At 68.3% G+C, this 22,504-nt stretch carries 19 protein-coding genes; 3 read left to right on the top strand and 16 right to left on the bottom strand.

Annotation, left to right across the window (positions count from 1 at the left end; translation table 11 throughout):
- Positions 1–11: 11 nt before the first annotated feature.
- The 10 genes from IB257_RS13895 to urtA all read right to left on the bottom strand — a co-directional run bounded on the left by IB257_RS13895 (position 12) and on the right by urtA (position 11,197).
- Positions 12–617 (bottom strand): phosphatase PAP2 family protein, encoded by a 606-nt coding sequence (locus IB257_RS13895; protein WP_054451628.1) that lies wholly within the window; start codon positions 615–617, stop codon positions 12–14.
- A 91-nt stretch (positions 618–708) separates the two neighbouring features.
- Complete coding sequence (gene arsC, locus IB257_RS13900; protein WP_192492436.1) at positions 709–1,137, bottom strand: arsenate reductase (glutaredoxin); 429 nt, start codon at positions 1,135–1,137, stop codon at positions 709–711.
- Positions 1,138–1,202: 65 nt separating this feature from the next.
- Positions 1,203–2,732: a PepSY-associated TM helix domain-containing protein gene (locus IB257_RS13905; RefSeq protein ID WP_192492437.1), complete on the bottom strand. Its 1,530-nt coding sequence runs from the start codon at positions 2,730–2,732 to the stop codon at positions 1,203–1,205.
- A gap of 23 nt (positions 2,733–2,755) precedes the next feature.
- Entirely contained in the window at positions 2,756–4,957 is a 2,202-nt protein-coding gene (locus tag IB257_RS13910; protein ID WP_054451625.1) for a TonB-dependent siderophore receptor, read from the bottom strand.
- Positions 4,958–5,142: 185 nt separating this feature from the next.
- A complete protein-coding gene (locus tag IB257_RS13915; RefSeq protein ID WP_119449222.1) occupies positions 5,143–5,556 on the bottom strand; it encodes a DUF2946 domain-containing protein in 414 nt (137 codons plus the stop codon).
- A 75-nt stretch (positions 5,557–5,631) separates the two neighbouring features.
- On the bottom strand, positions 5,632–6,330 hold the full coding sequence (urtE, locus tag IB257_RS13920) for an urea ABC transporter ATP-binding subunit UrtE (RefSeq protein ID WP_175212488.1): 699 nt from the start codon (positions 6,328–6,330) through the stop codon (positions 5,632–5,634).
- A 1-nt stretch (position 6,331) separates the two neighbouring features.
- Entirely contained in the window at positions 6,332–7,171 is an 840-nt protein-coding gene (gene urtD, locus IB257_RS13925) for an urea ABC transporter ATP-binding protein UrtD (protein WP_054451622.1), read from the bottom strand.
- A complete protein-coding gene (gene urtC, locus IB257_RS13930) occupies positions 7,168–8,295 on the bottom strand; it encodes an urea ABC transporter permease subunit UrtC (RefSeq protein ID WP_175164444.1) in 1,128 nt (375 codons plus the stop codon). Before urtC ends, urtD begins: the two co-directional genes overlap by 4 nt.
- Positions 8,292–9,923: an urea ABC transporter permease subunit UrtB gene (urtB, locus tag IB257_RS13935; protein ID WP_175164442.1), complete on the bottom strand. Its 1,632-nt coding sequence runs from the start codon at positions 9,921–9,923 to the stop codon at positions 8,292–8,294. Before urtB ends, urtC begins: the two co-directional genes overlap by 4 nt.
- 20 nt (positions 9,924–9,943) lie before the next feature.
- Positions 9,944–11,197: an urea ABC transporter substrate-binding protein gene (gene urtA / locus IB257_RS13940; protein ID WP_054451619.1), complete on the bottom strand. Its 1,254-nt coding sequence runs from the start codon at positions 11,195–11,197 to the stop codon at positions 9,944–9,946.
- A gap of 367 nt (positions 11,198–11,564) precedes the next feature.
- On the opposite strand from urtA, the gene atzF reads away from it, so the two are divergent.
- The 3 genes from atzF to IB257_RS13955 are packed head-to-tail and all read left to right on the top strand — an operon-like array spanning position 11,565 to position 17,812.
- Positions 11,565–13,385, top strand: a complete 1,821-nt coding sequence (gene atzF / locus IB257_RS13945; RefSeq protein ID WP_192492438.1) for an allophanate hydrolase — start codon at positions 11,565–11,567, stop codon at positions 13,383–13,385.
- 42 nt (positions 13,386–13,427) lie between these two features.
- Positions 13,428–17,060: an urea carboxylase gene (gene uca, locus IB257_RS13950; RefSeq protein WP_192492439.1), complete on the top strand. Its 3,633-nt coding sequence runs from the start codon at positions 13,428–13,430 to the stop codon at positions 17,058–17,060.
- A 2-nt stretch (positions 17,061–17,062) separates the two neighbouring features.
- Positions 17,063–17,812 carry a GntR family transcriptional regulator gene (locus IB257_RS13955; RefSeq protein WP_119449228.1) on the top strand — a complete coding sequence of 250 codons (750 nt, stop codon included), beginning with the start codon at positions 17,063–17,065 and terminating at the stop codon, positions 17,810–17,812.
- On the opposite strand, the gene IB257_RS13960 is transcribed toward IB257_RS13955, so the two are convergent.
- From IB257_RS13960 to IB257_RS13985, 6 genes are all read right to left on the bottom strand, one after another.
- The gene (locus IB257_RS13960) at positions 17,809–18,624 is read right to left on the bottom strand and encodes an anti-sigma factor (RefSeq protein WP_192492440.1); all 816 of its coding nucleotides are present in this window, start codon (positions 18,622–18,624) and stop codon (positions 17,809–17,811) included. The two genes, IB257_RS13955 and IB257_RS13960, sit on opposite strands and share 4 nt — an antisense overlap.
- A 1-nt stretch (position 18,625) precedes the next feature.
- Positions 18,626–19,138, bottom strand: a complete 513-nt coding sequence (locus IB257_RS13965) for an RNA polymerase sigma factor (RefSeq protein ID WP_054451614.1) — start codon at positions 19,136–19,138, stop codon at positions 18,626–18,628.
- A gap of 30 nt (positions 19,139–19,168) precedes the next feature.
- Positions 19,169–19,537: a hypothetical protein gene (locus tag IB257_RS13970; RefSeq protein WP_054451613.1), complete on the bottom strand. Its 369-nt coding sequence runs from the start codon at positions 19,535–19,537 to the stop codon at positions 19,169–19,171.
- 100 nt (positions 19,538–19,637) lie between these two features.
- Positions 19,638–20,102 carry a GNAT family N-acetyltransferase gene (locus tag IB257_RS13975; protein ID WP_054451612.1) on the bottom strand — a complete coding sequence of 155 codons (465 nt, stop codon included), beginning with the start codon at positions 20,100–20,102 and terminating at the stop codon, positions 19,638–19,640.
- A 124-nt stretch (positions 20,103–20,226) separates the two neighbouring features.
- Positions 20,227–21,270, bottom strand: coding sequence for a phosphotransferase (locus IB257_RS13980; protein ID WP_192492441.1), 1,044 nt, complete (start codon positions 21,268–21,270; stop codon positions 20,227–20,229).
- Positions 21,267–22,490 carry an acyl-CoA dehydrogenase family protein gene (locus IB257_RS13985; protein ID WP_192354011.1) on the bottom strand — a complete coding sequence of 408 codons (1,224 nt, stop codon included), beginning with the start codon at positions 22,488–22,490 and terminating at the stop codon, positions 21,267–21,269. The genes IB257_RS13980 and IB257_RS13985 overlap by 4 nt, the downstream gene beginning before the upstream one ends.
- Positions 22,491–22,504: the final 14 nt, after the last annotated feature.

Genomic DNA, 22,504 nt, shown 5'->3' on the forward strand with positions numbered 1-22,504 from the left:
GCGGCGTTCGTTCAGGCGCGGATCCAGCCGCGCGCGATCGGCAGGGCCAGGACCTTGCGGTACAGCCCCTGCGTCAGGCCCGTTAGAGGTTCGCCGCAGCGGCGCCACGCCATTGCGGTCAGCGCGGCGGCCACCGGCGCCAGCAGGAGTCCGCCCAGGATGTCCAGCGGGAAATGCACGCCCAGGTAGACGCGGGAAGCGCCCACCAGCACGGCCGCGGCCAGCGCCAGCCAGCCCCAGCCGGCCCAGCGCCGGTCATAGATCAGCGCGAACGCCAGCGTGGCGATGATGATGGTGTGGTTGCTGGGAAACGACGACGTCGCCTTGTGCGGGAAGAAGGCGTGTCCCAGGCCGATGACGAAGGGCCGCGCATGCGGCCACAGCGCGCCGCACAGGTAGCTTGCGAACAGCGCCACGGCGATGCTGGCCAGCGCCTTCAGCGCGACCTCGCGCTGCGGCCGGCCGCCCCACAGCCACAGGGCGGCCAACACGACCGGCACCAGCAGGATCAGCCGGTTCGCCACCAGCATGGCGGCGTGGATCTGCCAAACCGGAGTGGCCGGGTCGGCGTTGATCGAGAGAAAAAGGGACTGGTTGAGGCTTTCAAGGGAATTCATGACTTGTCATCGCGGCGTAATGAAACGATTGCCGCGATGGTAATGATCCCAGCCGTCAGTCCGCTTACAAAAGGCCGCGGACTGCGTCCTTTTACTTCTGGATGCGTTTGCCCTGCGCGTCGATCACGGCTTCGCCGTCTTCCTTGGCGAAGGCGCCTTGCTGCGGGGCGGGCAGGATGTCCAGCACCAGTTCCGACGGGCGGCACAGGCGCGCGCCCAGCGGCGTAACGACAAAGGGGCGGTTCAGCAGGATGGGGTGCTGCTCGATCGCGTCCAGCAGCGCGTCGTCCGAGAGGGAAGCGTCATCCAGGCCCAGTTCCAGGTAAGGCGTGCCTTTCTCGCGCAGGGCCTCGCGCACGCTGACGCCGGCCTTCTTGAAGAGTGCCTTCAAGGTGGCGCGCGAGGGCGGCGTTTCCAGGTACAGCACGACCTCCGGTTCGATGCCGGCGTTGCGGATCATGGCCAGGGTGTTGCGCGAGGTGCCGCACTTGGGGTTGTGATAGATGGTTACGTCGGACATGGAAGCTCCTCTTTCCGGTAGATCGTCATGCAAGGCTGTGAGCATAGTGCATCCGCGCCGGCGCTTCAGGCCCGCAGCTTCTTGCCCAGCCGCCGCCAGCCTATCACCGCGCCGGTCAGGCTGAGCGCCGCGCCGCCCAGGCTCAGGAACACCAGGAGGGCGTCCCACAGCGGACGGCGCGACAAGAGGCCGGTCCAGTCCCAGCTATGCAGAAAGGCAAACAGCCAGCGGCTGGTGCGCGAACCGCTGTCCTGCCGGCTCACGATCTGTCCCGTGCGCGGGTCCAGATAGACCCAGGTCGCCTGCGGATCGTCATAGGTCAGCCGCCATACGGGTAGCGGCTTCTCGACATGGCCAAGCATCGCGTGCTCGTCGCGGGCGTAGTAATAGAAGTCATAGGCCTGCAGCGTTTCGGCGCTGGCGAGCCGGGCGCCGGGGACCAGCCGGGCGGCGGCGGCGCGCAGGGCCGCCGGGTCGAACGTGTAGGGCTGCGCGTTGCCGGCCGACAGCACCAGCGGGGCGCCTGCGGCGCTGCGCGCCAGCACCACGTCCTGGCCGTCGGCGCGGGCCCAGCGCAATTCGCGCGGGGCGGCGGGCAGGGCTGCGATCAGTTCCCGGAGCGTGGCCAGCGTGTTCCCCGGCGCGCCGGCATAGGCTCCCTGGGCCAAGGGCGGCGCTCCGCTGCTGAACAGCTTCCACGGATTCATCGACATCAGTCCGCTGAAGATCCAGGTGATGGTGATGGCCGCGAACAGCAGGCCGCTCAGGTGGTGCCAGCGCATCATGTTTTCGCGGTAGGGCGAACGGCTGCCGCTGGCATAGGGCCGCGAAAAGCGCCAGCGCAGGATGCCGACCACCGTGCCCGTCACGGCCAGCAGCACGCCTGCGACCGACAGCCACACCACGATGTCGTGCCACCAACCGTCCAACGCATTGCCGCGGAACGGATACAGCCAGTGGATCCAGGCGCCCGCGTAGTTCCAGACGCGTTCGGCGCGGGTGGCGTCCAGCACCACCATGCCCGTGGCGGACGAGATGTAGAGCCGCGTATGCGCGGGATCGTCCAGGTCCACCCGGTGCAGCGGCCGGTCGGGGCCGAGCGCGCGTGAATGGGTGTAGGCGTCTTCGTCCACGGTACCCAGGTAGCGGGCGGCATACTGGCCTGCCGACCAGGCACGGGCCGTGGCCAGCGCGGTCGCGGCATCGGCCGGGGGCAACAGAGCGCCGCTGGCGGCGTCCACCATCCTGGGCGCGCGGCGCGCCTCGCCGGGAATCACGTAGACCGGCGCGCCGCCGCGGGCGGCGGCCAGCGCCATGCCGGCGGCGTCCTTGGCTCCCGCCGCCGCCAGCGCCTGCGCGGGTGTGACACTGATCGCCCCGGAATCCAGCGCGGGCAAGTGCGTCAGGCGTTCCTGCGGCGTGAGCTTGGGATAGCCCACGTACATCATCACCACGCCGGAGATGAACCACATGGCGAAGAACAGGCACAGCACGATGCCCGCCCAGCGATGGATCAGGTACAGCCAGCGCTTGGCGCGCGCCGACAGCGGCGGCCCGGCGCGATGGCGGGCGGAGGAGGGTAGCGTCGTGTTCATGGCGGTCTGTCCTGGCGCGCCGCTCAGAAGCGGGCCTGCAAGGTGAGCTCGAACGAGCGGGGCGCGCCCAGGTAGTACATGGTCGGCGTCGCGTTCGCGGCATAGACCTTGTCGGTCAGGTTGCGCACGCGCGCCGTCACGCTGAGGTTGCGGTTGATCCGGTGCGATAGCGCCGCGTCGAACACGGTGTAGGACGGCGTCCAAACGGTGTTGGCGGCATCCGCGTACATGCGGCCCACGTAGCGCGCGGCCATGCTGGCGGTCCAGTCGGGCAGGAAGGCATAGTCCAGCCAGACGTTGGCCAGGCGGCGCGGAGTGTTGGTGGGCACGTTGCCGTTGCGCGAGACCGCCACGCCGCCCACGGACTGCGAGAAGTCGTCGTACTTGGGATCGACGAAGGCGACATTGCCCTGCAGGGATAGCTGGGAGGTCAGCTGCAGGCCGCCGGCAAGCTCGATGCCGCGCGCCGATTGCGCGCCCACGGGCACGCTGACGCCGGGATTGTTGGGGTCCGAGGTCGCCATGTTCTTGCGCTTGATCTCATAGAGCGCCACGGTGGCTGAACCGCGGCCGTCCCAGAAGTTGAACTTGCCGCCCACCTCGGCCTGCCTGCCGGTGGTGAGCTTGTCATTGTTCAGCACGTCGGCGAACGAGGCGGTGGCCAGGATGCCCGAGGGAGGATCGGCCGCGGTGGCGTACTGCGCGTACAGCGAGGCCTCCGGACTCAGCTCCCAGTTCACGCCCAGCCGTCCGGTCAGCGGCGAGTAGCTGCGCTGCGCGCTGGCGGGCGAGGCGGCGGTGACGGCGCGGCGATTGGTCAGGTCCATGTCGATGAAGTCCTTGCGCAATGCCGACACGATGGCCACGCCCGGCAGCACCGTGGTGCGGTTCTCCATCGTCAGCGCCAGCGTGCGGATGCGGTTGTCGCGGTCGGCGACGTGGCCGCGCTTCATGCCGGGGATGTCGTAGAAATCGCCGGCCGAAAAGTCGTAGGGATCCACTGCGTCGACCTGGCCGGGCAGGCTGGTCGGATAGCGCGTGATCTTGTTCTGGCTGACGTCCACGCCGAAGGACCAGTCGCTGGGCAGGCCGGCCAGGGTGGAGCGGTACAGGCCCTCGACGCGGTTGCCTATCAGGCTTTGTTCGTGCCGTTGCAACAGCGCTCCGGAACGCAGCACCAGGCTGTTGCCCGCGTTCAGGCGGTAGTTCTCCAGATTGCGGTAATCGCGCTCGGCGCGATAGTAGTAGAGCGTGTTCTTGAAGGTCAGATTGGAGCCGGCGCGCCATTCGGTCAGGGACCGCGCCCACAGCACCGACTGCTCGTACAGGCCATCGTTGACGTTGTAGTTCTTGAAGCGCGTGCCATCCAGGATGCGGCCCGTGCCTTGCACCACGCCGTTGGCGTCGGTTTTCAGCGGCGTGCCCCAGTAGGGCCGGTCCACCTGTTCGCGCTGGTACTCGAAGGCAAAGGTCTGGGTCACGTCGGCGCCCAGATCGGACAGTAGCGAGGCGGCCACCTGGCTGGCGCGGGAATGGTTGCCGTCGACCCAGCCGTGGCTGGAGCCGGTGTTGGCATCGATGCGCAGATAGTGGCCGCGGCCGCCGGGCTCGCCCGCCAGTTGCTGGTTCAGCCCCACCGACAGTTGGCGGCTGTCGAACGAACCCACGCGCAGCTGGCCGTCGTAGAAGGTGTCGCGTTCGGGCAGCTTGGTGACGTAGTTGATGGCGCCGCCGACCGCGCCCGCGCCGAACAGGAAGGTGGAGGGACCGCCGATCGCTTCGACCCGGTCGTAGATCCAGCTATCCACCGGCCGCGCCGCGATCGAGTCGTACTGCACGGAAATGCCGTTAAACAGTTGCGAGACCTGGCCGCCGGAGAATCCGCGGTAGCTGACCGCGCCCGCGTTGCCTGGGGGCGAGGCGTTGTCCACGCCGGGGATGCCGCGGGCGATCTCCTGCGTATTCAAGGATCCGCGCGCCTCGATCTGTTCGCGCGAGATCACGGTGACGCTGGCTGGCGTTTCACGCAGGGTCAGGCCCAGCCGGCTGCCCGTGCTGTCGCGCACGTTCAGGTCGATGGGGCCGTTGGGCGCGGGCTCTTCGGAGGCTGCGCCGTGCACGGTGGTGGGCGCCAGGGTGGGCACGGCGGGTTCCGTGGTCAGGGCCTGGGCGGAGCCGCTGGCGAGCGCGCCCAGCAGCAGGGTGTAGGTCGTGGTCTTCTTCATGTCTGGAACCGGTGGTCCGGCCCGCGCGCTCGGCGGCCCTCGCAAAGCGGGCGGGGCTGGCCGGGACGCATGAGCCTGAATGACGGCACGCATCCGGGCGCGCCGGGAGGCGCGGACGGAACGTGGCGGCGGGATAACAGCGGTGGACGCAAACCGGCCGCCGTCAGGCGGCGGGGCGCGCCGGCTCAGACCGCGGGCGGTGCGCGCGGCTGGGCCGCGCTCCAGGCATGAAGAGGATGGGCCGCGAGGAAGAACAGCGGCGGATACGTGATGGCGCGGCCGAGAGGGGCTGGCACGACGGGAACGGGCGCGGGCAGAATGCCCACGTCAGCGTTGGGGTTGCGGCAAAGCGGGCAATGATGGCTGTCGCCGTGATCGTCCGCCTGGGTGCCGTCATTGCTGCCGCCCGGCACCTCCAGGGTCAGGGATGCTTGCCCCGCGCCTTCGCTGGTGCAGAAGTCGACGCTGATGCGATGGGCGTTGTGGCTGGCCGGAGACAGGCTCAGTGCATGCGCCAGCGACGGCGCCAACGACGCCCACAGGATCGCGACGAGCGCGATCCAGACGGCGGGGCGGGTCAGGTAGGCAGCGGAGCACATGGCGCCCGATTATATCGGAGCAGATGGGGCTGCCGTCCAGCGTTTGCCAGGAATAATCGAGGTCCGGCGCAGACCCTAAACCGACAGATGCCGCCGCACATCCTCGCCGTCGATGGCGTCGCGGTCGCCGCGCGCCACCACGACGCCGCGCGACAGCACCACGAACTGATCCGCCAGTTCGCGAGCGAAGTCGAAGTACTGTTCGCACAGCAGGATGGCGATGTCGCCGCGCTGGCGCAGCATGTGAATGACTCGGGCGATGTCCTTGATGATGGACGGCTGTATGCCTTCGGTGGGCTCGTCCAGGATGATGAGCTTGGGCTCGGCCACCAGAGCGCGGGCGATGGCCAGCTGTTGCTGCTGTCCGCCGGACAGGTCGCCGCCGCGGCGCGACAGCATGGTCCGCAGCACGGGGAACAGCTCGTACACCTCTTCCTTGATGCGGCGCGCGCGCGCCGCCGGCTTGGTCGCCATGCCCATCAGGATGTTCTCTTCCACCGTCAAGCGGGCGAAGATGTCACGGCCCTGGGGTACATAGGCCATGCCGCGCGCCGCGCGCTGGTGCGGCGCCAGGCGCGTGACGTCCGCGCCGTCGAAGGCGATGTCGCCGCGCGTCACCGGCAGCACGCCCATCACGCATTTGAGCAATGTGGTCTTGCCCACGCCATTGCGTCCCAAGAGCGCCAGGCATTCGCCCTGGCGCACGGACAGCGACACGCCGCGCAGCGTATGGCTGCCGCCGTAGTATTGGTCGATCGTGTTCACGTCCAGCATCTCAGCGCCCCAGATAGACTTCGATGACCCGCGGATCGGCCTGCACCTTGCTCATCGGCCCTTCGGCCAGCACCGAGCCTTCGTGCAGCACCGTGACCTTGCCGTCGCCCGCGATCTGATTGACGAAATCCATGTCGTGCTCCACCACCATCAGCGAATGGCGTCCGCGCAATTCGTTGAGCAGCTCGCCGGTGCGTTCGGTCTCGGCATCGGTCATGCCCGCCACCGGCTCGTCCAGCAGCAACAATTGCGGCTCCTGCATCAGCAGCATGCCGATCTCCAGCCACTGCTTCTGACCGTGCGACAGCAGCCCCGCGGGCAACGCCGCTTCGGGCCGCAACCGGATCAGGTCCAGCGTCTCGCCGATCTTGTCGGCCTGTTCGCCGCTCAATCGCGCGAACAGCGTGGGCCGCACGCGCTTGTCGGTCTTCATCGCCAGCTCCAGGTTTTCGAACACGCTGTGCTGCTCGAACACCGTGGGCCGCTGGAACTTGCGGCCGATGCCGGCATGCGCGATCTGCGCTTCGTTCAGCGTGGTGAGGTCTATGCTCTGGCCGAAGTAGGCCGTGCCCGAAGTGGGCCGGGTCTTGCCGGTGATGACGTCCATCATGGTGGTCTTGCCAGCGCCGTTGGGGCCGATGATGCAGCGCAGTTCGCCCACGCCTATGTCCAGCGTCAGGTCGTTCAAGGCCTTGAAGCCGTCGAAGCTGACCGTGATGCCTTCCAGGTAAAGGATGGCGCCGTGGCTGGTGTCCAGGCCCTTGGGGCTGACGCGGCCGTAGCCGGCATCGCCGCTGGGGCCGCCGTCGAGCGCGGCGGATTCGATGTGCGTGCTGCTCATGCCTTGTTCCCCTGGATGCGGGCGCAGATGCGGCGCGCCAGGCCGACGATGCCGGTGGGCAGGAACAGCGTCACCAGCACGAAGATCAAGCCCAGCGCGTACAGCCAGAATTCCGGCAGCACGCTGGTGAACCAGGTCTTCAGGCCGTTGACGGCGCCCGCGCCGATGATGGGGCCGACCAGCGTGCCGCGTCCGCCGGTGGCGACCCAGATCACCATTTCAATCGAGGTCTCTGTGGACATCTCGCTGGGGTTGATGATGCCGACCTGCGGCACGTAGAGCGCGCCAGCGATGCCGCAGAGCACCGCGGACAGGGTCCAGACGAAGAGCTTGAAGCCCAGCGGGTCGTAGCCGATGAAGCGCAGGCGGCTCTCGGCATCGCGCACGGCGGTGAGCACGCGGCCCAGTTTGCTCTGCGTGACCGCGCGCGCAAGGACCAGCGCGCCTGCCAGCGCGGCCAGCGTGATCCAGTACAGCGCGGCGCGCGTGCCGGGCGCGGTGATGTCGAAACCCAGGATGCGCTTGAAGTCGGTGAAACCGTTGTTGCCGCCGAAGCCCGTGTCGTTGCGGAAAAAGAGCAGCATCGCGGCGAAGGTCAGCGCCTGCGTGATGATGGAAAAGTACACGCCCTTGATGCGCGAGCGGAAGGCGAAGTAGCCGAACACGAAGGCCAGCACGCCCGGCACCAGCACGACCAGCAGCATGGCGTACCAGAAGTGCTCGGTAAAGGACCAGTACCAGGGGTAGCTCTTCCAGTCCAGGAACACCATGAAGTCGGGCAGGTCGCTCTGGTAGACGCCGTCGCGGCCGATGGCGCGCATCAGGTACATGCCGTGCGCATAGCCGCCCAGCGCGAAGAACAGGCCATGGCCCAAGGACAGGATGCCCGCATAGCCCCACACCAGGTCCAGCGCCAGCGCCGCCATTGCGTAGCACATGAACTTGCCCAGCAGCGCCACGGCATAGGCCGACACATGCAGCGCATGGCCGGGAGGGAAAGCGAGATTCAGCAAGGGCAGCAGCGCCAGGAGAGCCACTGCCGCGGCCAGGGCCGCCCACACCCGCCCCGAGTACAGCGGGCGGCGGGTCAGCAGATTCAGGTCAGTCAGCGCGTTCTGTTTCATTCGACGCTCCGGCCGCGAGGGGCGAACAGGCCTTGCGGCCGCTTTTGGACGAACAGCACGATGAGCGCCAGGATGGTGATCTTGGCCATGACGGCTCCGGCATAGGGCTCCAGGAACTTGTTGACGCCGCCCAGGCCCAGCGCGGCGATGACGGTGCCGGCGAGCTGGCCCACGCCGCCCAGCACCACCACCATGAACGAATCGACGATGTAGCCGCGGCCCAGGTCCGGCCCCACGTTGCCCAGCTGCGACAGCGCCACCCCAGCCAGCCCGGCGATGCCGGAGCCCAGGCCGAAGGCCAGCATGTCGACGCGGCCGGTGGGCACGCCCACGCAGTCGGCCATGCGGCGGTTCTGCGTGATGGCGCGCACGAACAGGCCCAGGCGGGTATGGTTCAGCAGCGCCCAGACCAGGAACACCACGAAGAAGGCGAAGCCGATGATGACCAGGCGGTTGTAGCTCAGCACCAGTCCGCCCAGTACCGTGACGCCGCCGGACATCCAGCCGGGATTGCTCACCTCCACGTTCTGCGCGCCGAACAGCGTGCGCACGCCCTGCATCAGGATCAGGCTGATGCCCCAGGTGGCCAGCAGCGTTTCCAGCGGCCGGCCATAGAGCCAGCGTATGACGGTGCGTTCCAGCGCCATGCCGACCAGCGCCGTCACGGCGAAGGCCAGCGGCAACGCGGCCAGCACATACCAGTCCAGCCAGCCCGGCAGCCAGGCGCGGAACGCCGTCTGCACTACGTAGGTCACATAGGCGCCTATCATCAGCAGTTCGCCATGCGCCATGTTGATGACGCCCATCAACCCGAAGGTGATGGCCAGGCCCAGCGCCGCCAGCAGCAGCACGCTGCCCAGGCTGATGCCGTAGAACAGGTTGCCGGCCCATTCGATGGTGGCCAGGTGGCGGTCGATCTGCTTGAGCGCGTGGCCCGCGGCCTCACGCACGCCGGCGTCGGGTTCCGCATAGGCGCCGTCGCGCTCCTCGGCCAGCGCGGCCAGGGTGGGACGGAATGCGGCGTTGCGGGTGGCGCCCAGCACCTCGACCGCATGGCGACGCTTGGCGGGATCGCCGCTTTTCAATTCCAGGTTGGCCTGCGCAATCAGCAGCGCGTCGCGTACGGCTTCGTTCTTTTCGGACGCCAATGCCTTTTCCAGCATGGGCAGGCGCGCCGGGTCTCCGGTCTGCTGCAGACGGCGCGCCGCAGCCAGGCGCTCGGCGGGCTGCTCGGAATACAGGCGCGAACCCGCCAGCGCCGCCTCGATGGCGCGCCGCAGGCGGTTATTGATGCCGATGGCGCCTGCGCCTGGGGGCAGCTCGGCGGCGGCGCCCGTCGCCGCATCGATGGCGCGCGCACCGCCGTTGCCGATCAGCACGCGGCCGTCATCGGCGGCGTAGAGCCGGTCCTCGCCCAGCGCCTGCAGCACCGCTGCCGCCTCGGGTTCGGGGAGCTGGCCCAGCGCGGCAATCGCCTGGAGCCTGGCGTCCGTGTCGTCGCCGGCCAGCGGCGCAAGCAAGGCCGGGTCCACGCCGCTTGCCGCCGCCGGGGCGGCCGCGAGCGGCAGGGACACCAGCCATGCCAGCAGGAAACGACGCAAGTAGAGTGCGATTGCCGCGATGCGCATGGCTGCTTGTTCCCGGTGCGTTAGAGACCTTGCTTGCCTTCGTTGCCCGGGATGTACGGGCTCCAGGGCTGGGCGCGGATCGGACCCTTGCTCTTCCACACCACGCTGAACTGGCCATCCGCCTTGATTTCGCCGATGTAGACCGGCTTGTGCAGGTGGTGGTTGGTCTTGTCCATCTCGATGGTGTAGCCGTCGGGCGCGTTGAATTTCTGGCCGCCCATGGCTGCGATCACCTTGTCCACGTCAGTGGTCTTGGCCTGCTCCACCGCCTGCTTCCACATATGGATGCCGATGTAGGTGGCTTCCATCGGGTCGTTGGTCACCACCGTATTCGCGTTGGGCAGGTTCTTGGCCTTGGCATAGGCCTTCCATTTCTGGATGAAGGCGTCGTTCACCGGGTTCTTGACCGACTGGAAGTAGTTCCACGCGGCCAGGTGGCCCACCAGCGGCTTGGTATCCACGCCGCGCAATTCCTCTTCGCCCACCGAGAACGCCACCACCGGCACGTCGGTGGCCTTCAGGCCGGCATTGCCCAGCTCCTTGTAGAAGGGCACGTTGGAGTCGCCATTGATGGTGGAGATGACGGCTGTCTTGCCGCCCGTGGCGAACTTCTTGATGTTGGCGACGATGGTCTGGTAGTCGGAATGGCCGAAAGGCGTGTAGACCTCGTCGATGTCGCTGTCCTTGACGCCCTTGGAATGCAGGAAGGCGCGCAGGATCTTGTTGGTGGTGCGCGGGTAGACGTAGTCGGTGCCCAGCAGCACGAAGCGCTTGGCGCCGCCGCCGTCTTCGCTCATCAGGTATTCGACGGCGGGTATGGCCTGCTGGTTGGGCGCTGCGCCGGTGTAGAACACGTTCTTCTCGAGCTCCTCGCCCTCGTATTGCACGGGGTAGAAGAGCAGGCCGTTGAGTTCCTTGAACACCGGCAGCACGGACTTGCGCGACACCGAGGTCCAGCAGCCGAAGACAACCGCCACCTTGTCCTGGGACAGCAGCTGGCGCGACTTCTCGGCAAACAGCGGCCAGTTCGACGCCGGGTCCACCACCACGGCTTCGAGCTTCTTGCCCATCACGCCGCCATTGGCGTTGATCTCGTCGATGGTCATCAGGGCCACGTCCTTGAGCGACGTTTCCGAGATCGCCATCGTGCCCGACAGCGAATGCAGGATGCCGACCTTGATGGTGTCCTCGGCGGCGAGTACCTGCGGCATCCATCCGGACATGGCCAACAGGCTCACGGCGGTCAGTTGCTTAAGGGCTAGTCTGCGTTTCATGGTGACTCCTGATTGGAATGTGCCGGCCGTGCCGGCGAGAACGATCTGAAAACACACGACAACGAGGACCTAAAAGCAAAAGGCATGCCAACCGCGCGGGCACGTGCAGTCCGCTATATGAAAGGGGTAGACGAAGGGCGCGCCACGGATGACGGCGCGCCAGGCGGCACGGGCCGATCTGGTGCCGCGTGCACAACATGGGTGCGCGCGCCGCCCGCTGGCGGTGCGCGCATGTGGCGCCGCGGCGATGGCTTCGTGCCGCAGGCGGCCCCTTGCCGCAGGGAATCGGGGCAGGCGCGGGGCGGCGTCCGACATGGCACGCCGATTGCTTGGGAATCCGTACTTGTATACAAGAAAGGATTCCAGCATGAACGCCGTAGCAACGCACAAAGGCCCCGTCGCCTGGACGATCGCGCAGTGGCAGGCCGCCTATCGCAATGAGGGCGCCACGCCCGAGACCTTGTTGGCCGCCTGGGCCGAACGCGGCAACGCGCCAGACAATGCCTGGATCAAGCGCGTGGACGGCGCCATGCTGGCGCGGCAGCTCGACGCTCTGCAAGGGCTGCTGGAAGCGGCCAACGGCGACCTGACGCGGCTGCCGCTTTACGGCGTGCCGTTTGCCATCAAGGACAATATCGACGCCGCCGGCTGGCCCACCTCGGCGGCCTGCTCGGAATTCGCATACACGCCCGAGGAAGATGCGACCGTGGTCGCCCGCCTGCGCGCGGCCGGCGCCATCCTGGTGGGCAAGACCAACCTGGACCAGTTCGCCACCGGACTGGTGGGCACGCGTTCGCCGCTGGGCGCGGTGCCCAATACGTTCAATCCGGACTACGTCAGCGGCGGCTCCAGTTCGGGCTCGGCTTCCGTGGTGGCGCGCGGCCTGGCCGCTTTCTCGTTGGGCACCGACACTGCGGGCTCGGGCCGCGTGCCGGCGGGGTTCAACAACATCGTGGGCCTCAAGCCCACCAAGGGGCGGCTCAGCGCGGCAGGCGTGGTGCCGGCATGCCGCACGCAGGACTGCGTGTCGGTGTTCGCGCTGACGGTGGACGACGCCGAACTGGTAGCCGACATCGCGGCGGGTTGGGACGCGCGCGACCCCTATTCGCGCGCTCAGCCTGTAGGGAGCGCAAATCCTTGGCCGGCGCAACCCAGGCTGGCGATTCCCGCGCAGCTGGAATTTTTCGGCGATGCGCAGGCCGCGGCGGCGTTCGATCAGGCCGTGAGCGACCTGAAGGCCAGCGGCGCAACGGTCGAACCCATCGACTTCACGCCATTCAGCGAGCTGGCGGCGCTGCTGTACCAAGGGCCCTGGGTGGCCGAGCGCTTTGCCGCCGTGGAAGCGTTGTGGAAGCAGAACCCCGAGGCCATCCATCCGGTGGTGCGCGGCATCGTCGAACAGGCCGCCAACTACAGCGCGCTGGACGCGTTCAAAGCCGAGTACCGGCGCGCCGAGCTGACGCGCGACATCCATCAGACGTTGGCGGGCTTTGATGCGCTGGTGGTGCCGACTACGCCCTCGATCTACACCATCGCCCAGCTCGAAGCCGATCCGGTGACGCTGAACTCGAGATTGGGGATCTACACCAACTTCACGAACCTGGCCGACCTGTCGGCGCTGGCGCTGCCGGCGGGCATGCGCGGCGACGGCCTGCCCGCGGGCATCACGCTGATCGGCATGGCTTGGCAGGACCATGCGCTGGCGCAGTTCGGACGCCAGTGGCAGGCGCGTCTGGCGCTGCCGCTGGGCGCCACCGGTGCGCCGCTGCCCGCAGCCGAGCATGCGGTCCTCCCCGCGCGTGACACGGTGCGCGTGTCGGTCGTGGGGGCGCACCTGCGCGGCATGCCGCTGAACCACCAACTGACCTCGCGCCGCGCCGTGTTCGTCGAAGCGGCGCGCACGGCCGGCGATTACCGCCTGTACGCCCTGGCCAACACCACGCCTCCCAAGCCCGGACTGGTGAAGTCCGCGAGCGGCGCGCCCATCGAGGTCGAACTCTGGGACGTACCGCTGGCCGCCTTCGGCGCCTTCGTGGCCGAGATCCCCGCGCCGCTGGGCATCGGCACGCTGGAGCTGGCGGACGGCCGCCAGGTCAAGGGATTCATCTGCGAGCCGCGCGGCCTGGAGGGCGCGCGCGACATCACGGAGTTCGGCGGCTGGCGCGCCTACCTGGCCAGCCTGGCCTGATCTCCGCTTTCGATAACCCGCAAGACACCAGGGAGTCGCACCGTGTTCGATACCGTTCTGATTGCCAACCGCGGCGAGATCGCCGTCCGCGCCATCCGCACCCTCAAGCGGCTGGGCATCCGCAGCGTGGCCGTTTACTCCGACCCGGACCGCAATGCCGCGCACGTGCGCGCGGCCGACGTGGCCGTGGCTCTGGGCGGCGAAAAGGCCGCCGACAGCTACCTGCGCATGGACCTGCTGCTGGCCGCCGCGCGCGAGCATGGCGCGCAAGCCATCTATCCCGGCTACGGCTTCCTGTCCGAAAGCGCCGAGTTCGCGCAAGCCTGCGAAGACGCGGGCATTGCGTTCGTCGGCCCTACGCCCTTGCAGATCCGCGAGTTCGGCCTGAAGCACCGTTCCCGCGAACTGGCGGCGGAGGCCGGCGTGCCGATGACGCCGGGAACGGGCCTGCTGGACAGTCTGGGCGCCGCGCTGTCGCAGGCCGAGCGCATCGGCTATCCGGTGATGCTAAAGAGCACGGCGGGAGGCGGCGGCATCGGCCTTTCGCGCTGCGACAACGAGGCCGAGCTGACTGCGGCCTTCGATAGCGTACAGCGCATGGGCGAGCACTTCTTCAGCGACGGCGGCGCCTTCATCGAGCGCTACGTCGACAATGCGCGCCATGTCGAGGTGCAGATCTTCGGCGACGGCGCCGGCCGTGTGCTGGCCCTGGGCGAGCGCGATTGCTCGGTGCAGCGCCGCAACCAGAAGGTCATCGAAGAGACGCCCGCGCCGCTTTTGCCCGCCGCCACGCGCCAGGCGCTGCACGCTGCCGCCGTGCGGCTGGGCGAGTCGGTCAACTACCGTTCCGCCGGCACCGTGGAATTCATCTACGACCCGGCGCGCGACAGCTTCTATTTCCTGGAGGTCAATACCCGCTTGCAGGTAGAGCATCCCGTGACGGAAGCCGTCACCGGGCTGGACCTGGTGGAATGCATGCTGCGCGTGGCCGCGGGCGAAGCGCTGGATTACGCCGCCATGTCGCGCGCGCCGCAAGGCGCATCCATCGAGGTGCGCCTGTATGCCGAGGATCCGCTGCGCCAGTTCCAGCCGTCGCCTGGCGTGTTGACCGACGTGTTCTTTCCGGAAGGCCTGCGGGTGGACGGCTGGGTCGCGACCGGCACCGAGGTGCCGGCGTTCTACGACCCCATGCTGGCCAAGCTGATCGTGCATGCGGATACGCGCGAGGCCGCGCTGGACAAGCTGGCACACGCGTTGGCGCACACGCGCCTGCACGGCATTGCCACGAACCTGGACTATCTGCGGCAGATCGTGGATGACGCGCGTTTTCGCGCAGGCGAGCTGTCCACGCGCTTCCTTGAAACCTTTGCCTACCGGCCCGCGGCGATCGAGGTGCTGGCGGCAGGCACCTACACCAGCGTGCAGGACTACCCTGGGCGGGTGGGCTACTGGGACATCGGCGTGCCGCCCTCGGGCCCGATGGACGACTATGCCTTCCGCATGGCCAACCGCATCGTCGGCAACGCGTCCGACGCAGCGGGCATCGAGGCCACGCTGGTCGGCCCGACCTTGCGCTTTCACGGCGATGCCGTCGTGGCGCTGACGGGAGCGGCCTGCGCCGCCACCCTGGATGGCGAGCCCGTGCCCATGTGGACGCCGGTGGCCGTGCGTTCCGGCCAGGTGCTGACGACCGGCCGCGCGCTGTCGGGCTGCCGCAGCTATCTGGCGGTGCGCGGCGGCCTGGACGTGCCGGTCTACCTGGGCAGCCGCTCCACCTTCGTGTTGGGCCAGTTTGGAGGCCATGCCGGCCGCACCTTGCGCGTGGGCGACATGCTGCCGCGGATTCGGCCGGAACTGGTCAGCGATGCCGCCGCGCCTGTTTCCGAACCCCAGGCCGCGCCCGCCGCGCTGATTCCGGCCTATGGCAACACCTGGCAAATCGGCGTGCTCTACGGCCCGCACGGCGCGCCGGATTTCTTCCGGCCCGAAGCCATTGAGGCCTTCTTCGCCGCGGACTGGGAAGTGCACTACAACTCCAACCGGCTGGGCGTGCGCCTGATCGGCCCCAAACCAACTTGGGCGCGCGAGGACGGTGGCGAGGCGGGCCTGCATCCGTCCAATATCCACGATTGCGAATACGCCATCGGCAGCATCAACTTCACCGGCGACAGCCCCGTGATCCTGACGCGCGACGGCCCCAGCCTGGGCGGCTTCGTCTGCCCCGTCACCATCGCCCGCGCCGAACTGTGGAAGGTCGGGCAGGTCAAACCGGGCGACCGGATCCGCTTCGTGCGCATCGACTATCAGCAGGCGGTGGCGCTGGAGGCGGCGCAGGACCGTTGCGTGGCCGAACTGGCGGCGCCCGCGCAGACAGAGCGGGCTGTGGCGCCGGCCACCGTGGCGGAACCCATCATCGCGGCGCTGCCGGCCGAGGGCGCACGCCCTTCGGTTTCCTACCGCCAGGCGGGCGATGGCTACCTGCTGTTGGAGTACGGCGACAACGTGCTGGACCTCGCGCTGCGCATGCGCATCCATCTGCTGATGGAGGCGCTCAACGCCGAGCCCATCGCCGGCGTGCTGGAGCTGTCGCCGGGCGTGCGCTCGCTGCAGATCCGCTACGACAGCCGCGTCATCCTGCAGGGCGCGCTGATAGAACGCCTGTTGCGGATCGAGGCGGGCCTGGCCGACGTGGCCACGCTCAAGGTGCCTACCCGCGTGGTCTACCTGCCCATGGCGTTCGAGGATTCGGCCACGCTGGGCGCAGTGCAGCGCTACCAGGAAACCGTGCGCGCCAGTGCGCCGTGGCTGCCGAACAATGTGGACTTCATCCGGCGCATCAACGGCCTGGCCAGCCGCAAGCAGGTCCGCGATATCGTGTTCGACGCCAGCTATCTGATCATGGGCCTGGGCGACGTGTACCTGGGCGCGCCCTGCGCGGTGCCGATAGATCCGCGCCACCGCCTGCTGACTTCCAAGTACAACCCGGCCCGCACCTACACCGCCGAAGGCACGGTAGGCATAGGGGGGGTCTACATGTGCATCTACGGCATGGATTCGCCTGGCGGCTATCAGCTGGTCGGACGCACCTTGCCCATCTGGAACAAATTCCTGAAGAACCCGGTGTTCCAGGACGGCAAGCCCTGGCTGCTGCGCTTTTTCGACCAGGTGCGTTTCTATCCGGTGACGGAAGCCGAACTCGATGCTTTGCGCGAAGACTTCCGCGAAGGCCGGGCCACGGTCCGCATCGAGGAAGAGGTGTTCGACTTTGCCGCGCACCAGCGCTTCCTGGCGGAAGAGGCCGACAGCATCGCCGCGTTCCAGACGCGCCAGAAGAGCGCCTTCGACGCCGAAGTGGCCTTGTGGAAAAGCGAGGATGCGGTGGTGGAGCAAGTTGCGGCCGACCCCGAACCCGACGCCGAGGCGGCCTTGCGCGAAGGCGAAAGCCTGGTCAGCGCCGACATGTGCGGCAACGTCTGGAAGATCCCGGTGCAGGTGGGTCAGAGCGTATCGGCGGGGGACACGCTGGTGGTGGTCGAGGCCATGAAGATGGAGCTGTCCGTCATCGCGCCGGCGTCGGGGACCGTGGTCGCGATCCGCTGCGTGCCGGGCAAACCGGTGAACGCGGGCGACCCGCTCATCGTTCTGGCCGAAGACGCGACCTGCCCCGTGGCCTGACCATGCGCCTGGAATCCGCGCTGGCCGCTCCCGCCATCCGCCAGACGCCGGCCTTGGCCGGTTCGCTGGCCGACCAGGTCTATCAGCGGCTGAAAGACGACCTGTTCGACTTCCGCGTGCTGCCGGGCGAGCGCTTCACCGAGGCCGAGGTGGCGGCGCGGCTGGGCGTCAGCCGCACGCCGGTGCGGCTGGGACTGGCGCGGCTGGAGCGCGAAGGCTACGTGCTGCCCCGTCCGCGCAGCGGCTGGCAGGTGCGGCCTTTCGACTTCGAACGCTTCGAGGCGCTGTATGACGTGCGCGTGGTGCTGGAGCAGGCCGCGGTGGAACGGCTGTGCGCGCGCGAGCACATGGACGAGGCAGGCATGCTGGGCGCGCTGAAGGACGTGTGGCTGGCGCCGCCGCGCCAGCGCATTCTGGACGGGCGGCTGGTGGCGCAACTGGACGAGGCTTTTCATTGTTCGCTGGTGGCCGCTGCCGGCAATCCCGAAATGGCGCAGATCCATCGCGACGTGACCGAGAAGATACGCATCGTGCGGCGGCTGGACTTCACCAAGGATTTCCGCGTGGACGCCACTTATGATGAGCACGCCGCCATCCTGCGCGCGGTGCTGGCGCGGCGGGCCGACGAGGCCACGCGCATGCTGCGTTCGCATATCGGCATGAGCCGCGCCGAGGTGCGCAAGATTACGCTGCACATGCTGCACCAGGCGCGCGAGCACGCGGGCGGCCGGGGCCTGGCGCTGCCCGACTAGCCCTGCAGCTGCTGGTAGACCTCCTGCGACACGCGCAGCAGCTCGTCGCGGCTGACTGCGCCGGACAGCGCATAGCCGAACTGTCCTTCGACCCAGTAGAACACCCGCACCGGGCCTTCCTGGGTGAACTGGAATGCCGTCTGCCCGCCCGCGGCTTCGCGGGTGACGTACAGCGTCAGGCGCTGGCCGTCGGCCGCCCCGTACATGAACAGCGCGACCGGTCCCGCGCCGCCGGGCAGCAGGCGACCTCCCACCAGTTCATAGCCGGCCTGCGACAGGGATGGCGGGCGCATGGTCGCGCCCATGCGCTTGGTCAGCCAGGTCACCAGGCCTTTTTCGTTATCGGCGCCGACTTCCACGGGCCGGCCCATGTCGGGCGCGTAGACCGCGTGGGCGATGGCGGCGCGCTGGGCATAGCCGCCCGCAATGCGTTCGGGCGCGGCGGTCGCCAGTGCGGCCTGCAGCTGGCGGGCGTCCATGGCGCCGCGCGTGATCCAGGCGGCGCTGGCGCTGATGGCGGCGATCGCCACGCCGGCGGCCAGGGCCCGCCAGGGCCAGGGGTTCGAGGGCCGCGCCAGGGGCAGGCGCAGCGGCAGCGGCTCGTCCAGCACCGGGTCCAGCATGGCGTGCAGCAGGCGCCGTTGGTCGCGCCATTCGTCGACGCGGGCCTGGTCTTGCGGATGGGAGGCCAGGAATGCTTCGACCTCGGCGCGGCGCGTGGGCGGCAACTGGCCGTCCGCATAGGCATTCAGGTCGGCTTCGGTAATCGGGGTGCCCGCGCCGGGCACCGCATGGAGGCGTTTCTCGTTCATGTCATTTCACGCGATGGAGCTTGCTGACGGTGTCGCGCGCCTGCATCAGCGCGCCCAGTTTTTCGCGGGCGCGCGACAGGCGCGACATGACCGTGCCCATCGGCACGTCCAGTATCCGGGCGGTGTCCTGATAGGACAGGTCTTCCACGCATATCAGCAACAGCACTTCCCGCTGTTCGGCGGGCAGGGCTTGCAGGCAGCGGTCCAGGTCGCGCACCTCCAGGTGGTCTGTCTGCGTGGCGCGCACCGGGGCGTCGGGCAGTTCGCCCGGGGCGGTCTGTTCGGCCCGCCGGTTGCTGGCGCGCACGCCGTCGATGAAATGGTTATGCATGATGCCGAACATCCAGGCGCGCAGCTCGCCGCGCCGCTGCCAGCGCGAATAGCGGCTCCATGCGCGCTCCAGCGTGTCCTGGACCAGGTCGTCGGCCCGGTGGGGATCGCCCGTCAGCCCGCGGGCATAGCGCCGCAGGCTGGGGATGCAGGCCAGGATCAGGGCTTCGTCTTCGGCGCGCATGGGTTGCTGCGTGTGATGGCGGACACCGTATCAGGGCTTGGCAACGTGCCAGACTTCCTTGAAGTTGTCGCCGGTCTTGTCGCCCGCCTTGGCGTCCTTGGCATAGGTGTACAGCGGCTTGCCCTTGCTGGCCCATTGCTTGCTGCCGTCGTCGCGGGTGATGACGGTCAGGTCGCCCATGGGCTTGGCGTCGGCGCTGGCCATGACGGGCGGCCAGATCTTGGCGCACTGGTCGTTGCAGGCGCTCTTGCCGCCGGCATCCTTGTCGAAGGTGTAAAGCGTCATGCCGGCGCTGTTGACCAGCATGCCGTCCTGGGTCTTGACGGCCTGGGCCTGGGCGCCGGCCGAAAACAGGGCGGCGGCGGAGATGGCCAGGGCTGCGGCGATGTGTTTGCGCATGGTGTGCCTCGTACGTAGATAGGGAAAGTGGGAGACTGCCCCCTACAGACGCTGCCGGTCCCGGCTTTATTCCAGCCGGGCTGAAAGAAGTTGCAAAGGGTCAGCCGGCCGGCCGGACCGCGCCGGGTTCGTGACGCATTTCATATTCCAGGTCGGTTTCCTCCACGGGGATGAAGCCCAGCGCTTCATAGAGGCGCCGGGCAGGGTTGCCCTTGAGCACGCTCAGGGTGACGGGGACGCCCTCGGCGTCGGCCTCGTCCAGCACGCCCTCCAGCAGGCGACGGCCCAGCCCGCGGCCCTGGAAGGCGGGATCGATCTGGATCTGCACGATGCGCCAGCCTGCCGGGTCCCGGCCGTGCTTGAACAGGCCGGCGGGCCGGCCGTCCAGCCAGACGATGCGGGCGTCCTCGAAACGGTAACGGATGCGGGCCAGATGGTGGTCGTCATCCAGGGGCGCGCCCGCGCGCTGCAGGTGTTCCTGCATGGTGGTCTTGCGCAGGGTGAGCAGGAAGGGCAGGTCGTCTTCGGTGGCGGGTTGCAGCGCCAGGGAGCAGGTCTGGGTCATGGATGCGGGGGAAGTGGGGGCGGCCGGCTGACGCGCCGGCGCGATTATCAGGTTATAGAGCGGTTGCGCCGCGGACGCCAGTCCGCCGCCTGGCGCTTTCAGCCCGCTCCTTGACGCCGTTGCGTCAACCCGCGCTGCCGTTGCGCGCGCACTCCCATCCCAGCTCGGCCAGCGGTTCCACCTTGGCGCCCATGGTCCGGGCGTCGTCGGCTGCGGCATTGCCGCCCGAGGCGCGCGCGGCAACCCCTTGCAGGATGGCGGCCATGCGGAAGAAGCTGTAGGCGAGATAAAAGCCCCAATCGGACACCCCCGCAAGCCCGCGCGCCCGGCAATACGCGGCCACGACTTCGTCCTCGCCGGGGATGCCCAGCGCGGCGAGGTCGGAGCCGGCCACGCCGCGCCACAGCTGCGGCGATACGCGCCAGCACATGCTGTAGTAGGCCAGGTCCGCCAGCGGGTGCCCCAGCGTCGAAAGCTCCCAGTCCAGCAGGGCCAGCGCGCGGGGTTCGGCGGGATGGAAGATCAGGTTGTCCAGCCTGAAATCGCCATGCACCAGGCGCGTTTCGTCGCTGGCGGGAATGTTGCGCGGCAGCCAGTCGATCAGCGCTTCCATGGCGGGCAGGTCGGCCGCCGGCCGGCTTTCGCGGTATTGCCGCGTCCAGCGTGATATCTGGCGCGCGTAGTAGTTGCCTGGACGGCCATAGCTTTCCAGGCCCAGGGCCGCGTAGTCCAGTTGATGCAGGGCCGCGAGCACGCGGCTGGTTTCCGCGTAGATGGCGGCGCGCTCGGCCGGCGCGAGGCCCGGCAGGGCGGGGTCGACGAAGCTGCGTCCCTGCACGTAGTCCATCAGATAAAAGGGCGTGCCGAGCAGGCTGTCATCGGCGCAATAGTCCAGCATGCGCGGCACGGGCACGTCGCTGCGCTGCAGCGCCCGCATCACCTGGAATTCCCGGTCGATGGCGTGCGCCGAGGGCAGCAGCTTGCCCGCGGGCTGCTTGCGCAGCACGTACTGGCCTTTGTCCGTGGTCACGACGTAGGTCGGATTCGATTGGCCGCCGGCCAGGCGGCGCAGCGCCACTTCCTCCGCCCGTCCCGCATACCCTGCGCGCACCAGGTAGGCGGCCAGCGCGTCCTGGCCGTCGATGGCGTCCGCCGCCGCGCCCGTCACGATTGCGCCCCGGCCGCGTCCTGCGCCTGCCAACGCCAGAAGTCGTCGCCTTCGTCCATCAGGTACCGAGCCAGCACCATCTTGTGCACTTCCGAGGCGCCGTCGACCAGCCGGGCCTGGCGCGCGTAGCGGTAGATCCAGGCCAGCGCCGTATCGCGTGAATAGCCGCGCGCGCCGGTCAGCTGGATGGCGGTGTCTACCGCCTTGTGCAGCGTTTCGGAGACGACGATCTTCGCCATCGAGACTTCCTTGCGCGCGTAGCTGCCCTGGTCCAGGGCGACCGCGGCGCGCATCGTCAGCAGGCGGCCGATTTCGATCGCCATGGCGCATTCGCCCAGCATCCATTGCACGCCTTCGCGTTCGGCCAGCGCGGTGCCGAAGCTCTGCCGGGTCGCCACGTACTCGCGCGCGATCGCCAGCGAGCGGCGGGCCAGCCCCAGCCAGCGCATGCAATGCGTCAGCCGCGCGGGCCCCAGGCGGATCTGCGTGACCTTCAGACCGTCGCCCACGCCGAGCAGGCGGTTTTCGTCAGGAATCTCCAGTCCGTCGAACACCAGTTCGCAATGGCCGCCGTGTTCCTCCGGGCCCATGATGGGAATGCGCCGCTCGATGCGCCAGCCGGGCTGGTCCGCGTCGAACAGAAAGGCCGTCAGGCCCTTGCGCGGATCGTCCGAGGTCTTGGCCATCAGGATGAAGTGCTGCGCCACGCCGGCGCCGGTGATGAACCATTTCTTGCCATGCACCCGCCACTTGCCGTCCTGCAGCGTGGCGGTGGTGCGCATCATGGAAGGGTCGGAGCCGCTGCCGGGATGCGGTTCGGTCATGGCGAACGAGGAGCGCACCTTGCCGTCCACGATGGGTTGCAGCCAGCGCGCCTTCTGCGCCTCGGTGGCGACCTTTTCCAGCACCATCATGTTGCCGTCGTCGGGCGCCGCGCTGTTGAACACCACGGGTCCGAAGATCGACACGTTCATTTCCTCGTAGCAGGCCGCCATGCCGACGCGCGACAGGCCCTGGCCGCCGCGTTCGCGCGGCATCTGCAGGGCCCACAGACCGGCTTCGCGCGCGCGGCGGCGCAGCGGCTGCAGGACTTCCTCGCGGATGTTCTCGTGTTCGTCGTAGGAGGACGGATCCGCCTCCACCGGCAGGATGTGCGTCTCGACAAAGTCCTTGATGCGCAGGCGGTAGCTTTCGATTTCTGGCGTGAGGCTGAAGTCCATATTGCGTCCCGGAT

Origin of the sequence: Achromobacter sp. ACM03 (assembly GCF_014851665.1) — a bacterium.
GTDB lineage: Bacteria > Pseudomonadota > Gammaproteobacteria > Burkholderiales > Burkholderiaceae_B > Achromobacter > Achromobacter aegrifaciens.

Coding starts and splice junctions, on each gene's coding strand:
- IB257_RS13895 (WP_054451628.1), bottom strand. CDS start 617: ATGAATTCCCTTGAAAGCCTCAACCAGTCCCTTTTTCTCTCGATCAAC.
- arsC (WP_192492436.1), bottom strand. CDS start 1,137: ATGTCCGACGTAACCATCTATCACAACCCCAAGTGCGGCACCTCGCGC.
- IB257_RS13905 (WP_192492437.1), bottom strand. CDS start 2,732: ATGAACACGACGCTACCCTCCTCCGCCCGCCATCGCGCCGGGCCGCCG.
- IB257_RS13910 (WP_054451625.1), bottom strand. CDS start 4,957: ATGAAGAAGACCACGACCTACACCCTGCTGCTGGGCGCGCTCGCCAGC.
- IB257_RS13915 (WP_119449222.1), bottom strand. CDS start 5,556: ATGTGCTCCGCTGCCTACCTGACCCGCCCCGCCGTCTGGATCGCGCTC.
- urtE (WP_175212488.1), bottom strand. CDS start 6,330: ATGCTGGACGTGAACACGATCGACCAATACTACGGCGGCAGCCATACG.
- urtD (WP_054451622.1), bottom strand. CDS start 7,171: ATGAGCAGCACGCACATCGAATCCGCCGCGCTCGACGGCGGCCCCAGC.
- urtC (WP_175164444.1), bottom strand. CDS start 8,295: ATGAAACAGAACGCGCTGACTGACCTGAATCTGCTGACCCGCCGCCCG.
- urtB (WP_175164442.1), bottom strand. CDS start 9,923: ATGCGCATCGCGGCAATCGCACTCTACTTGCGTCGTTTCCTGCTGGCA.
- urtA (WP_054451619.1), bottom strand. CDS start 11,197: ATGAAACGCAGACTAGCCCTTAAGCAACTGACCGCCGTGAGCCTGTTG.
- atzF (WP_192492438.1), top strand. CDS start 11,565: ATGAACGCCGTAGCAACGCACAAAGGCCCCGTCGCCTGGACGATCGCG.
- IB257_RS13955 (WP_119449228.1), top strand. CDS start 17,063: ATGCGCCTGGAATCCGCGCTGGCCGCTCCCGCCATCCGCCAGACGCCG.
- IB257_RS13960 (WP_192492440.1), bottom strand. CDS start 18,624: ATGAACGAGAAACGCCTCCATGCGGTGCCCGGCGCGGGCACCCCGATT.
- IB257_RS13965 (WP_054451614.1), bottom strand. CDS start 19,138: ATGCGCGCCGAAGACGAAGCCCTGATCCTGGCCTGCATCCCCAGCCTG.
- IB257_RS13970 (WP_054451613.1), bottom strand. CDS start 19,537: ATGCGCAAACACATCGCCGCAGCCCTGGCCATCTCCGCCGCCGCCCTG.
- IB257_RS13975 (WP_054451612.1), bottom strand. CDS start 20,102: ATGACCCAGACCTGCTCCCTGGCGCTGCAACCCGCCACCGAAGACGAC.
- IB257_RS13985 (WP_192354011.1), bottom strand. CDS start 22,490: ATGGACTTCAGCCTCACGCCAGAAATCGAAAGCTACCGCCTGCGCATC.